Annotated in this window: 9 protein-coding genes; 3 read left to right on the top strand and 6 right to left on the bottom strand. The window is 67.1% G+C overall.

The features are described 5' to 3' along the window. Positions 1–682: 682 nt before the first annotated feature. The 3 genes from ACFYO1_RS07575 to ACFYO1_RS07585 form a co-directional block, all read right to left on the bottom strand. Entirely contained in the window at positions 683–1,651 is a 969-nt protein-coding gene (locus tag ACFYO1_RS07575; protein ID WP_150405907.1) for a sigma-70 family RNA polymerase sigma factor, read from the bottom strand. A 194-nt stretch (positions 1,652–1,845) separates the two neighbouring features. Then, complete coding sequence (locus ACFYO1_RS07580) at positions 1,846–3,366, bottom strand: methyltransferase (RefSeq protein ID WP_387228145.1); 1,521 nt, start codon at positions 3,364–3,366, stop codon at positions 1,846–1,848. A 1,421-nt stretch (positions 3,367–4,787) separates the two neighbouring features. Continuing rightward, positions 4,788–5,531, bottom strand: coding sequence for a VOC family protein (locus ACFYO1_RS07585; protein WP_387228147.1), 744 nt, complete (start codon positions 5,529–5,531; stop codon positions 4,788–4,790). Between the two features lie 159 nt (positions 5,532–5,690). Between ACFYO1_RS07585 and ACFYO1_RS07590 the strand changes: the two genes are divergently transcribed. Then, positions 5,691–6,968, top strand: a complete 1,278-nt coding sequence (locus ACFYO1_RS07590; protein ID WP_387231757.1) for an MFS transporter — start codon at positions 5,691–5,693, stop codon at positions 6,966–6,968. 1,556 nt (positions 6,969–8,524) lie between these two features. On the opposite strand, the gene ACFYO1_RS07595 is transcribed toward ACFYO1_RS07590, so the two are convergent. Further along, positions 8,525–8,944, bottom strand: coding sequence for a DUF3099 domain-containing protein (locus ACFYO1_RS07595; protein ID WP_387228149.1), 420 nt, complete (start codon positions 8,942–8,944; stop codon positions 8,525–8,527). 96 nt (positions 8,945–9,040) lie between these two features. Here ACFYO1_RS07595 and ACFYO1_RS07600 point away from each other — a divergent pair, with 96 nt between their 5' ends. Further along, entirely contained in the window at positions 9,041–9,286 is a 246-nt protein-coding gene (locus tag ACFYO1_RS07600; RefSeq protein ID WP_085998233.1) for a DUF3039 domain-containing protein, read from the top strand. A gap of 12 nt (positions 9,287–9,298) precedes the next feature. On the opposite strand, the gene ACFYO1_RS07605 is transcribed toward ACFYO1_RS07600, so the two are convergent. Beyond that, a complete protein-coding gene (locus ACFYO1_RS07605) occupies positions 9,299–10,414 on the bottom strand; it encodes a YihY/virulence factor BrkB family protein (protein ID WP_387228150.1) in 1,116 nt (371 codons plus the stop codon). Between the two features lie 281 nt (positions 10,415–10,695). On the opposite strand from ACFYO1_RS07605, the gene ACFYO1_RS07610 reads away from it, so the two are divergent. Beyond that, entirely contained in the window at positions 10,696–12,381 is a 1,686-nt protein-coding gene (locus ACFYO1_RS07610) for a DEAD/DEAH box helicase (protein WP_387231759.1), read from the top strand. A gap of 22 nt (positions 12,382–12,403) precedes the next feature. Here the strand turns inward: ACFYO1_RS07610 and ACFYO1_RS07615 are convergent, their stop codons facing one another. After that, the gene (locus ACFYO1_RS07615) at positions 12,404–13,003 is read right to left on the bottom strand and encodes a TetR/AcrR family transcriptional regulator (protein WP_387228152.1); all 600 of its coding nucleotides are present in this window, start codon (positions 13,001–13,003) and stop codon (positions 12,404–12,406) included. Positions 13,004–13,100: the final 97 nt, after the last annotated feature.

Genomic DNA, 13,100 nt, shown 5'->3' on the forward strand with positions numbered 1-13,100 from the left:
CGGCGTGAGCATGTGTCTGCGAGGTCGTGTCGGCCCGGAACCGAGTCGCTTTGACATGGGCCGTGCCACCTCGGAAGCCGCGCGGGTTCGCGTTCGGCCCATGCGTGCCTCCGTCAACGTGGCGTGAGCTGGTATTCGCGGGGTTGCATCGCGGAACTGGGCCGCTTCGACATCGGCCCATGACAGCTTCGTCGACACGCGAGCCATTTCCCGGTGCGGGGATTGCGGGGCGTAGGGACTGAAACCAGTGGTGCTGCACCGGACCGGCGGTGTCTTACCGAACTGGCACTCGCCGCGCAGTACCGAACCGCCCACCGAGTCCGGCGCCTGCCAAGTCGCACCGAGCCGGGCCGCGACGAACTACGCGGAATGCATTGTTGGCTGCGGGCTCTCCTGCGCTCACCATGAGCGTAGGGAGGGAAAGGTTAGCCGAGAGCTTTGTTGACGCTTCACGGAGCCGTCAGGCCTGCGAAATGCGTGCGCTGAGTTTGTCGGACCGATCGCATCGACGGATCGGACAGGATTCACGCCGACCGGTTCGCGGCTCCCGGAGGGGCGGAGAGCGCGGCACCGGCCGGCGTTGGCAGGTGACCCCGAAGGTCACCGAGTCGCACGCCGGACCGATCTGGGGAATGGTCCGGCGTCATGAAGGTGCCGGAGTGTTCCGGCACGGGGGAGGGGATCAGCTGGCGTAGGCGCGGAGGCGGTCGGCCCGCTCGCCCTTGCGCAGCTTCGACATGACCTCGCGCTCGATCTGCCGGACCCGCTCGCGGGACAGGCCGAACAGCTTGCCGATCTGGTCGAGGGTGCGCGGCTGGCCGTCGTCGAGACCGAAGCGCAGGCGGATGACCTGCTGCTCGCGCTCGTCGAGGGTGGCCAGGACGCTGCGGACGTCGTGGTGCAGCAGACCGGCTATCACGGCGGACTCGGCCGAGGTGGCCTCGGAGTCTTCGATGAAGTCGCCGAGCGGCGCCTCTTCGTCGTTGCCGACCGGCATATCCAGGCTTACCGGATCGCGGCTGTGATCGAGCAGATCGGAGATCTTCTCGACCGGGATGCCGGACTCGTTGGCCAGTTCGGCGTCGGTGGCTTCGCGGCCGAGCTGCTGGTGCAGCTCACGCTTGATCCTGGCCAGCTTGTTCACCTGTTCGACCAGGTGAACGGGCAGCCGGATGGTGCGGCTCTGATCGGCCATGCCACGGGTGATGGCCTGCCGGATCCACCAGGTGGCGTAGGTGGAGAACTTGAAGCCCTTGGCGTAGTCGAACTTCTCCATGGCGCGGATCAGACCCAGGTTGCCTTCCTGGATGAGGTCCAGCAGCGGCATGCCGCGGCCGGTGTAGCGCTTGGCGAGCGAGACCACAAGGCGGAGGTTGGCTTCCAGCAGGTGCGACCGCGCGGCTTGACCCTCGCGGACGATTTGCGCCAGATCCCGCTTGCGTGTGGCCGACAGGCGTTTGCCGGTCTCCAACAGGTTCTGGGCGTAGAGGCCCGCCTCGATACGCTTGGCCAGCTCGACCTCGTCGGCGGCCGTGAGCAGTGCGGTGCGGCCGATCCCGTTCAGGTACACGCGTACCAAGTCGGCTGCGGGGCTCTGGGCGTCGAGGTCCTGATCGCTGATGCGCACACGAGTGGTGGCGGGGCTTGTCATGACTTGCCTCCTGTCGGTGGTGTCTCACTCCGAACAACGGACCCGACAGAGAGAAAGTTCCCCGTCTCGGCTCAGATAAACCGCTCTGACGTGCGGTTTTCATCACTCTCGTCTGAGAAGTTCCTGAGAAGGTCTCAGACGTGGAACGAGCCTGTTGTCCGGTGCCTGCACCGACCTACCCGCGATTGCCGGAATTACACGGGGCGTACCAGTCCGTGGCGGACCAATCCGGCCACCACGGACAGCGCGTCGGCCGCGAACTCCGTGGTCACCTCGTCAGATCCGTGGGCAACCGCCAGCAGTTCGATCAATTCGTATAACGGGAGCCCATCGGCGCGCATTCCCGCGAGCAAGGAGATGGTTGTCTCGTCCACCTCATGCTGCCAGCGGGGTCCGTCGCCGCGATGCACACGAGCCACCCGCGGCGCCCAGCCGTCCGGGCCGGGCAGCGACACGCGTTCCAGCGCGGTGGCCGGGTCGACCACGAAACGTGAAGTCCAGGCGAGCTTTTCGTCGCCGGCGACGGCGCGCAACCAGGCCGAACGTTCGAAGTAGCGGGTGGCTTCGTCGCCGAGCGGATCGTCGAAACCGTGGGTGAGGTCCTCGGCGAGCAACTCGGTCGGGGCGTCGATGGCGCGCAGGTAGACGAAACCGAAACCGATGCCCTCGACGTCGGCGGCGGTGAACGCGTCGAGCCATTGTTCGGCGCGCGCCTGGGCCGCGGGGTCGCGCGGATCGAGTCCGGCGTCACGCAGCCAGGTGCCGACATAGAGGGCGGGGTCGGCGACGTCACGCTGGACGACCCAGGCGTCGATGCCGTGCGCGGGCAGCCAGGACGACACCCGGTGCCGCCAGTCCTCGCCGTCGACGTGCACCCAGGCGGCGAGCATCGCGGCGGTGCCGCCAGGGGCGAGCAGGTCTGCCGCCTGTCCGATGACCAACTCGCTGGCGCCGTCGAGGGCGAGGCCGGAGTCGCGGTAGGTGTGCTCGATCCTGGCCGGGCCGACGACGAACGGCGGGTTCGCCACGACCTGATCGAAGCGGCGTCCGGCGACGGGCTCGAACCAGGAGCCTTCGAGGAGTTCGAGGTCGAGTCCGTTGAGCGCGGCGGTTGCCTCGGCGAGCCAGAGGGCGCGGGTGTTGACGTCGGTCGCGGTCACGGTGTTCGCGTAGGAGGCGGCGTGCACGGCCTGTACGCCGCAGCCGGTGCCGAGGTCGAGGACGGAGCCGACCTTGCGGGTCGGTGTCGCGCGCAGCAGCGAAAGGGAGGCGTGGCCGACGCCGAGCACGTGGTCTTCGGTGAGCGTGCGCCGGTGCATCGAGTCATCGAGGTCGGACAGGATCCAGCGGGTACCCGCTCCCGCATCCAACGGGCGCAGATCGAGTGCCGCCCTGATCAGGTCGCCGTCACGTTCGAGCAGACCCGCCGCCACCGCCCGCTCGACCTGCACCGGTGCTATTGCCGCGGCGACGTCCCGCTCCGGCAGCGGATCCCCGAGCAGCAGCAACCGAATCAGCGTGCCCACTTCCCCCGCGTCCCGCGCGGCCCGTCGCACCGGCACCGGCTCCGACCGCCCCAGCGCCGCGTGCACGTCCTCGCCGAGCACCTCCAACAGCGTGTCGGCGTCATACCCGACCCGAGTCAGCGCCACCCGCAGCTCCGGGCACAACGCGGTGAGCAGAGATCCAGTGGTCGTAGATCGGTTAGTAGGCACATCGGTACTCTGCCATCGCCCCGTTCCCGCCAAAGATCGAGGCAACGCAAACCATCACCTTCTAGTACGCACTCGACCCGCTCGACCGCCCCGAGTGCCCGCGCTAAATGACCAAGCGTCAGATAGGTAGACATCGCACATTTGCTTGCGCCACTACACACGTCTCGGCAAGCGACGAGATATGCGAAGCACGGAGCAAATGTGTGAAGAACCCTCGTTGAACGGCGTGCGGCTCCTGAGGGCCAACGTGGACGGCCGCATCTTCGCCCGGGATCGGCGCTGGTTGAATGCCGTACTCCCAGTGTGGATCTCGGGAGGGAGTGCGGATTCGGATGCGCCTCCTCGAAGCGTTGTTTGCAGGCAGGTTCACTGGCGTCGTGGCTACGAGTAGCCACGACCGCTGTTATGGGCAACCTGCGCGATCCGCGCCACTACGGAATCCGCACCTCAGCTCCGATCTGCGCTGGCTCGGGTTTGACGGGGTAATCGCGAAACCTGATTTGTAAGGTTTGTCGTGATGAGGTTGGCGGTGTTGCTTCCGAACGGGTGCAGATCATGGGAAATACCGGCAGGCAATCACCTTCGCGGACAGGTTCGCATGGAGAGCGGCCCGAAGCCTCCGCAGCAGGAACCGCGGACCGCCCGAATCTCCGTAGTTGCCGCTGCCGCTGCCTTCGGAATCGTCGCAGTAGACACTGCCGACCTCCCCTGACCGCCGCAGCGACCGTCGCTGACCGACTGTCGCTGACCGGCCGCCTCTTGTCCGAAGCGTTTGTGACGTAACCACAGCCAGATGACCACGCTGGGACTCGACATCGCGTGATCGACATGCGCCTAAGGCCGGGTACGGCAGGCGACGTGCTCAGCACTACTTCAGTGAAAACATGGGTAGGTCTTCAGTTTTCCTTGTCAGGTCGCGTTGGGAAGTCCCTGACGATACCTAGCAGTCAGGTGCGCCTGCTCCCAGAGATGATCGATAGTGCTGAGCACGTCAGGCGGGGTCCCCGACCTACTTACGCAGTTGGTATGGGCAGCGCGGGAGTTCCGGCGTGGTCATCGGGTTGTGGTCCGGTTCAAAGAGGCTGGGGGAGAAAGGGAGTCGAGTGGTCGGTTGGGTGATCGTGGTGAGGCGAGTAGTCGTCCACTGCTCGTCGAGTCGAGTCAGGTCAGTTCGCTCACCGAGGTCGGTCAAAGGGGTGCATGTGCTCATCGCGGTGAGTCGATGGGGCGGCGCGTTCATTGAGGTGCCACAGGGGGCGTGCGCGCCCATCGCGGTGAGTCGAGGGGGCGTGTGCGCTCATCGAGCCGAGTCGAGGGGTGTTCGCGTTCGTCGAGTCGAGTCAAAAGGTCGTTCGTGCTCATCGAGTCGAGTCAAAAGGTTGCTGTTGAAGATCATCTGGCGACCTTTTGACTCGACTCGATTAGTCAGAAGCCTTGGGGTCGCGGGCGGTGATGCAGTAGGTGGCGTCGGCGGGGTCGGTCATGACGATCCAGTGGTCGAAGCGTTCTATGACTGTGGCGCCTAGGGTTTCGTGCCAGGTGGCGGTGGCGGCGATGTCGGAGGACGACAGGTCAATGTGGGCGCTGGTGGTGCGGTCTTCGTCCAGGCGTTGCAGGAGGAGTTGGATGGGGAGGTGCTCGGTGGCGCGCAGGCGGGCGAATTCGGGGCGGCGGCCTTGCTGGAAGTTCCAGCCGGTCAACGACTTCCAGAATTCGGTCTCGGCGGCGTGGTCGGTGGGGCCGATGTCGAGGCAGACCTGGTCGAGGCGGCTGAGGGTGCCGTCGGGGGCGGTGACGGCGGGTGCGGGGGTGCCTTTGGCGCGGCCACTCGGTGTGAGACAAAAGGTTTGGCCGCCGGGGGAGCGCAGGACGGCGTAGTCGGGGTGGTTCGCGACCAGGTCGGCGCCGAGGTCGAGCGCGGTGCGCACGGCGGTCGGGATGTGGTCGACGTCGAGGTCCAGATGGACGCCGCCGAGGCCGGTGACCGACTGCATCTTCACTCCGGCGGCGGCGAAGCGCGCGGGATCGGGCAGCAGCGTGAGGAATTCGTCGTGTTCGCCACGGCGCGCGGACAGTTCGGTACCGGTGATGGTGGACCAGAACTTCGCGCAGTCGTCGAATCGCTGTGCGGGGCGGTCCAGGAAGGCCCAGATCCACCGAATCATGTTCACTCCTGTCTAGTGCCTCGGGACACGATAGGGAACGCCGCGCGCGGTGTCGAGCGCATTGGCGTGTCGGCCGTGCTGGCACGATCTTGGTGGTTTGTGGCATTCCGGCCACTCGTTGGGTGCGCGGTTTTCCGGCACGCTCAGCGGGTGACCGAACTGCAGACGCCGCCGACTGTTCCGCCGAACGACCCCGTGACCAGGCGTCGGCCGCATCCCGCGTGGACCGTCGCCGGCGTGGGGTTCATCGCCTTGCTCGGGGCCGCGGCATTCAGGTCGGTGCCCAGCGTGTTGATGGATCCGCTGCACGCGGAGTTCGGCTGGTCGCACGGGACGATCGGGGCGGCGGTTTCGCTGAATCTGCTTTTGTACGGGTTGATTTCGCCGTTCGCGGCGGCGTTGATGGATCGGTTCGGCATTCGCAAGGTGGTGTCGGGGGCGCTGGTGCTGGTCGCCGCCGGCGCCGGGCTGACCGTGTTCATGACGCAGCCGTGGCATCTGATGATGACCTGGGGTCTGCTGGTCGGCGTCGGCGTGGGGTCGATGTCGATGCCGTTCGTGGCGACGATCACCGGGCGTTGGTTCGTGCGGCAGCGCGGGCTGGTCACCGGGGTGCTCACGGCGGCGGGGGCGACCGGTCAGCTGGTGTTCCTGCCGCTGGTGTCGATGCTGGCGCACGAGCACGGCTGGCGGGTGCCGTCGCTGATCGTCGCCGGGACCGCGTTGGCCGTTGTGCCGTTGGTACTGCTGTTCATTCGAGATTTCCCGAGCGATGTCGGAGTCACCGCGTACGGCGCGGAGCCGGGCAGTGCGATCGGTGTCCGGACGCCACCGACGGTCGGCGCGACGCGCGCGCTCACCGTGCTGGCCAAGATCGCGCGCACGCCCGGATTCTGGTTGCTGGCAGGGGGATTCGCGGTCTGCGGCGCGTCCACCAACGGGCTCGTCGGCACCCACTTCGTCAGTGCCGCACACGATCACGGCATGCCACCGACGGCCGCCGCGAGCCTGCTGGCCGTGGTCGGCATCTTCGACGTCGCGGGCACCATCGCCTCCGGCTGGCTGACCGACCGGATCGACCCGCGTTATCTGCTCGTCGGCTACTACGTCCTGCGCGGCCTGTCCCTGCTGATCCTGCCGTCGTTGCTCGGCCCGCACACCCAGCCCAGCCTGTGGGTCTTCATCATCTTCTACGGCCTGGACTGGGTGGCCACCGTCCCGCCCACCGTCATGCTCTGCCGCGAACTCTTCGGCAACGACGGCCCCGTAGCCTTCGGCTGGGTCTTCGCCTCCCACCAGATCGGCTCCGCCGTAGCCGCCACCGGCGCCGGCGTGATCCGCGACATCCAAGGCACCTACGACCTCGCCTGGTACCTGGCCGGCGCCCTCTGCGCCACCGCCGCGATCATGTCCGCCGTCATCCGCCGTAAGGCCTGACCCCGCGGTCGCCACCGACGTAATCGACCGATACCGACCCGCCACCGGCCAAGTGAACGACGCAGCGTCGGCCGCTGACCGCGCAGCAACCCCTGCCGACTGCCGACGTCCGGCAGCACCCCTCCTCACCAGATGCCTCAGCTATCTCCCGCCCGGCACGGCCTACGCGTGCGACCGGGACATCCTGGAGCCTCCAACCGCACAATTCCTCAACCGTGTCCCATCCAACGTCACCCCTGTGCGCGAGCGGGACGTGACGGAGGGGCCACTCGCTGTCGCCACCAAGTCCCGTTGGCCGCCAGCGTTGTTCGCGAATGGGACCTGACTGGGCTTTCCCTGGCGTGTTGCCTCTGCCATGTCCTGAGCGGTGTCGAACCTGGGCGTGCACGGGACGTGGGGCAGGTGCTACTCGGCTGCTGTCGTCGCCGTGTCCCGTTGGTCGCCAGCGTTGTTCGCGGATGGGGCCTGGCTGGGCTTCTACTGGTGTGTTGTCTCCGCCGTGTCCTGAGCGGTGTCGAACCTGGGCGTGAACGGGACGTGGGGCAGGTGCTACTCGGCTGCTGTCGCCGCCGTGTCCCGTTGGCCGCCAGCGTTGTTCGCGGATGGGACCTGACTGGGCTTTCCCTGGCGTGTTGCCTCCGCCATGTCCCGAGCGGTGTCGAACCTGGGCGCGAACGGGACATGAGGCAGGGGCTACTCGGCCGATGTCTCGGCTATGTCCCGTTGGATGCCAACGCGATTCGCGAGCGGGACATGAAAGCGCGGCTGCTGGGCCGCTTCCGCTCGCCGTGTCCCGTTGGTTACTGGAGCTGCTCGCGGGCGGGTCATGACAGAGGGTCCACTCGCCCGGACCGCCGTCATGTCCCCATCGACCGTCGGCGCTGTAGCTGAAGGGCACTGACGAGTCGCTAGCTGCGCAATCCCTTGGCTGTGCCCCGTCCGATCTATATCCTGTTCGCGGACGGGACATAAGGCAGGGGCTACTCGGCCGATGTCTCAGCTATGTCCCGTTGGATGCCAGCGTTGTTCGCGAATGGGACCTGACTGGGCTTCCACTGGCGTGTTGCCTCCGCCATGTCCCGAGCGGTCTCGAACCTGTCCGCGAACGGGACATGAGGCAGGCGCTACTCGGCCGATGTCTCAGCGATGTCCCGTTGGATGCCGACGCTATTCGTGAGTGGGACACGTGAGCGCTCGCCGGCTGTCCATGTTCCACCTTGCCCCGCCTGGTTCATCGCGCAGCCATCCCGCGCGCGAACGGGCAGTAAGGCGGGCTTCTCGTTCGGCACCTCGGTCATGTCCGTCGACGCCAGGGTCATGTCCATGAGGTGTCGACGTCGTCGAGGGGGCTGGTTCGCCAGTGGGACAGCCAGTTAGGTGTGATCCCGATTCGCGAGTGGGACGTCGAGGGGATACTCGGCCGGTAGCTTGGCATGTCCGCGTGGATGCCAACGGGATTCGCAGCGGGACGCGAGGTGGCTCGACGACGTCGCTGTTATGTCCCGTTGGCTAGGGCGTCGTTCGCGTGCTGAGCGGTCCCGTTGGACGGCGACCCGTCAGCCGTCGATGGACTTGTGGGAGCGGGCCTCGATCGCGGTGCGGCGTTCGTCCCAGCGGCTGGGTTCGTCTTTGCGGCGGGGTGGGCGGTCGTTGGCGATCAGGACGGCTATCCAGGGGAGGGGGATGGAGACGGCGATGATGAGGATGGCGAGCAGGGCGCTGCCGAAGGTGCTGTAGGCGATCGCGGCCAGGACCAGGCAGGGGATGCGGAAGGCCATGATGATGGTGTAGCGGCGGACCCGGGAACGATGTTGATCTTCCAGCGACGGCTGGGCCTCGGTGATCAGGACGGGACGCTTGTCGTCGGTGCCGGGGAAGTATCCGGCGGAGCCGGTCGAGGCCGGGGGCATCGTCACGTCCGGGCGCTCACCACGGCCGATGTCGTCGGCGTTGGGGGAGTCGCCGTGCTGCTGCATGCCTTCGAGTCTTCCACTGTCGGAGCAGCAGCGCACACAGCGTGGTCAGGCGGACACCGGACCGTGATCGGTCACCGCCGCCACGGATGCGGCATCATGGAATCCGTGAGCACCGACACCATGGTTCGCCCCGATTCGACCACCGACGAGTCGACGAGCGACGACACCCCCAAGTTCTTCCACTACGTCAAGAAGGACCGGATCGCGGAGAGCGCCGTCATGGGCACCCATGTCGTCGCCCTGTGCGGTGAGGTTTTTCCGGTGACGCGGTCGCCCAAGCCCGGTTCGCCGGTCTGCCCGGACTGCAAGAAGGTCTACGACGGGCTCAAGAAGGGCGATTGAGGCGACGTCCGGCTAGGACGCCGCGCGCGGTTGATCGGGTGTGTCCGCAGCTGACGGCGGAGACTTCTCCGTCGTCGCGGTGGTCGCTGTCTCCGAGCCGGACGAATCCCCGCTCAGCTGGTTGGTGATCCATTCCTTGACCTGCTCCATCCGGGTTGCCCGCGCAGGCCAGAACTCCTGCACGGCGGCGTTGAACTCCGCGCCGAGGATCACCGCGAACCCGAGAAAATAAGTGAACAGCAGGAACGCGATCGGCGTCGCGAGTGCGCCGTAACTCACACCGGTCTGGGTGACCCAGGACAGATACCGGCGCAGCACCTCGCTGGCCGCGATGAAGAACACGGCCGCGACCAGCGCCCCACCGAAGAGCCGGTGCCAGGGCAGCGAGGTGTGCAGCGCCAGTTTGTACAACGTGGTCAGCACGATGATCAGCAGCAACCCGACACCGGGGTAGTAGAAGAAATCGAGCAGCTGCAACCCGGTCGCCCGCCACGGCGCGGGCAGCACCCGGCCGATCAGCGTGGGCCCGAGCGCCACCAGCGGCAGGATGAACACCGACGCGACCAGGAACGCGACGTACAGCAGCAGCGCGAAGATCCGCTGCCACACCGGATGCCGCAGGTCCTGCTGATCGTGCGCCTCGACGATCGAATCGACGAACGTCGCCATCGCCGACGACCCGGCCCACAGTGACAGCACGAAACCCACCGACACGACCGCGCCGCGCCCCTTGCCGAGCACGTCCTTGACGGTCGGCTCGATCAGATCCGAGACCACGCTCGAGCTGAACAGATCCCGGCTGAACGAAATGATCTTGGCTTCGACGATCTGCACGGTGTCCGGCCCGAACCAGGTGCCGACGTACCCGAGGCTGCCGAGCACGCCGAGCAGCAGCGGCGCGAGCGAGAGGGTCTGCCAGAACGCGGCGGCCGCGGATTTGGCGAAGATCGAATCGTCCCAGGCCTTCACCGCGACCCGCACGACGAGCTTGACGGTATTGCGGCGCGCGCGACGCGCCCGGATGGTGACACGTTGACCGAAGGTGAGTTCGCGCGCGGCGATGCCCCCGCTGAGCGACGGTATGTCGGTCCGCAGCGGGTCGCTCGGCAAGGCGTTCTGGTCGGTCATCGTGACTACAGCATCGCGCACCCGGCGCCCCCGCACCGGATTCCGGGGGCGACGTGTCGTCGGGCAGCCGGTGAACTCCGGCGTGTCGGTAGTTGAACATGTGATGCCGATCGCCCATGCCGCGTCGGTTTAGCAACACGCCGTGCCGGGCCAGTAAGGTCGATCGGGTGACTGGGTCGGGTGGCGCCGCTGTGGCGGGAAAAGCGGAGACACCGGGCGATTCGGTTAGACCCGACGCGTCGGGGACGCCGAACAGCTCCGGTACATCGAGCGGCGGTTCGCTGCGTGCCTGGCAGCGCCGGGCATTGACCAAATACCTCGCGTCCAAGCCACGCGACTTCCTCGCGGTGGCGACGCCGGGCGCCGGTAAGACCACATTCGCGCTGCGGGTGGCCGCCGAGCTGCTCGCGGATCGCACGGTGGACCAGATCACCGTCGTCGCGCCGACCGAGCACCTCAAGCACCAGTGGGCGCACTCCGCGGCGCGCTCGGGAATCCAGCTGGATTCGCGGTTCTCCAACGCGACCGGCGGCACGTCCGGTGACTATCACGGTGTCGTCGTCACCTACGCCCAGGTGGCCTCGCATCCGTCCCGGCATCGGGTGCGCACCGAAAACCGCCGGACCCTGGTCATTCTGGACGAGATCCACCACGCGGGCGACGCGAAGAGCTGGGGTGAGGCGACCGCCGAGGCGTTCGGCGACGCGACCCGCAGGCTCGCGCTCACCGGAACCCCGTTCCGCAGTGACGACAGCCAGATCCCGTTCATCACCTACGAACCCGACGAGTCGGGTTTCCCGCGCTCCCGCGCCGACCACGCCTACGGCTACTCCGAGGCGCTCGCCGACGGCGTCGTCCGTCCGGTGGTGTTCCTCGCCTACTCCGGCGAGGCGCACTGGCGTGACAGTGCGGGCGAGGAGCACACCGCCCGCCTCGGCGAGCCGCTCAACGCCGAACAGACCGCCCGCGCCTGGCGCACCGCGCTCGACCCGGCCGGCGACTGGATCTCGGCCGTGCTGCGCGCCGCGGACATGCGGCTGCGGCAGTTGCGCAGCACGGGCATGCCGGACGCGGGTGGCCTGGTGATCGCCACCGACCAGGAGCGGGCGCGCGACTACGCCGAACTGCTGGAACACATTTCGGGCACCAAGCCCGCGCTGGTGCTGTCCGACGAGCCGACCTCATCGGATCGGATCGAACAGTTCGGCGCGAGCACCGAGCCGTGGATGGTCGCGGTGCGCATGGTGTCCGAAGGCGTCGACGTGCCGCGGCTCGCGGTCGGCGTGTACGCGACCAGCGCCTCGACGCCGCTGTACTTCGCGCAGGCCATCGGCCGGTTCGTGCGGGCCCGCAAGCCCGGCGAGACGGCGAGCGTGTTCCTACCCTCGGTGCCGGTGCTGCTGGATCTGGCCGCGCAGCTGGAGCTGCAGCGCGACCACGTGATCGGCAAGCCGCATCGGGAAAAGGACGGCCTCGACGACGAGCTGCTGAACGAGGCGAACAAGCAGCAGGACGAGCCGGGCGAGGAGGAGAAATCCTTCGTCGCGCTGGCCGCCGACGCCGAACTCGATCAGGTGATCTACGACGGATCTTCCTTCGGCACAGCGACTTTCGCGGGCAGCGACGAGGAGGCCGACTATCTCGGCATCCCCGGTCTGCTCGACGCGGACCAGATGCGGGCGTTGCTGCGCGAGCGGCAGAGCAAGCAGATCGCCGATCGCGGTGAATCGGCGGCCGCCGAACCCGGTCCGCAGGTGGCGAGTTCGGCCGAACGAGTGGCTACCGCCGACCGATTGGGTGAGTTGCGGCGGGAGCTCAACAGCTTGGTCGCCATGCATCACCATCGCACCAGCAAGCCGCACGGCGTGATCCATGGTGAGCTTCGGCGCGAATGCGGTGGGCCGCCGACCGCTTTGGCGACAGCGGACCAGCTGGAGGAACGGATCGCGGCGCTGCGGCGCATGTAGGTCGCAACGAGTCGGCATAGATCTAAGCGGACGCCGGCCAGGCTGCCATCGCGCAGTCGATCGACTGCGTCAATTCGGCCAGTGACGCTCCGTCGCGGGCTTGGATGGACAGGCCGTACAGCACCGTGGTGTAGAAGTGGGCCAGCCCGGCGGTGTTGGTCGCCGCGGGCAGATCGCCTTCCGCGATCCCGCGATCCAGCCGCTGGCGCACTTCCTCCGTTGTCTCCCTGCGCTTTTCGACCAGGAAGTCGCGAATGCTCTCGCTGCGCGTGGTGTAGGTCGAGCCGGCGAGTACCACCATGCAGCCGTGCGGTTTGTCCTCGACGGTGTAGGCGATCGCGTTGTCCCGCAACATCGCATCGATCGCTTGCCGCGCGGTCGGTTCCTCGCGCAAGGCCCGTGCGGTGTATCCGCCGTCGGTCTTCCCGTACAGGCCGATGGCCTCCCGGAACAGCGCCTCCTTGCCGCCGAACGCGGCGTACAGGCTGGGGGAGTTGATGCCCATGGCCGAGGTGAGGTCGCTCATCGACGAGCCCTCGTAACCGTGCTCCCAGAACACCTCCATGGCGCGGCGCAGCGCGTCCGTGCGGTCGAATGCGCGCGGTCGTCCCCGTTCGGCCATGGTCGATCCTTTCTGTGTCGATCGTTAAATATACCCCTTGACGCGATCGCGGTCGATGCGCTTAGCTATTTATGTACTGATCGACACAGAAATAGAG

This window comes from Nocardia sp. NPDC006044, from assembly GCF_042871115.1.
Lineage (GTDB): Bacteria > Actinomycetota > Actinomycetes > Mycobacteriales > Mycobacteriaceae > Nocardia.

Bases quoted from the DNA above. Each gene is read 5' to 3' on its own strand.
- ACFYO1_RS07600 (WP_085998233.1), top strand. From the start codon at position 9,041: ATGGAATCCGTGAGCACCGACACCATGGTTCGCCCCGATTCGACCACC.
- ACFYO1_RS07615 (WP_387228152.1), bottom strand. From the start codon at position 13,003: ATGGCCGAACGGGGACGACCGCGCGCATTCGACCGCACGGACGCGCTG.
- ACFYO1_RS07605 (WP_387228150.1), bottom strand. From the start codon at position 10,414: ATGACCGACCAGAACGCCTTGCCGAGCGACCCGCTGCGGACCGACATA.
- ACFYO1_RS07575 (WP_150405907.1), bottom strand. From the start codon at position 1,651: ATGACAAGCCCCGCCACCACTCGTGTGCGCATCAGCGATCAGGACCTC.
- ACFYO1_RS07585 (WP_387228147.1), bottom strand. From the start codon at position 5,531: ATGATTCGGTGGATCTGGGCCTTCCTGGACCGCCCCGCACAGCGATTC.
- ACFYO1_RS07595 (WP_387228149.1), bottom strand. From the start codon at position 8,944: ATGCAGCAGCACGGCGACTCCCCCAACGCCGACGACATCGGCCGTGGT.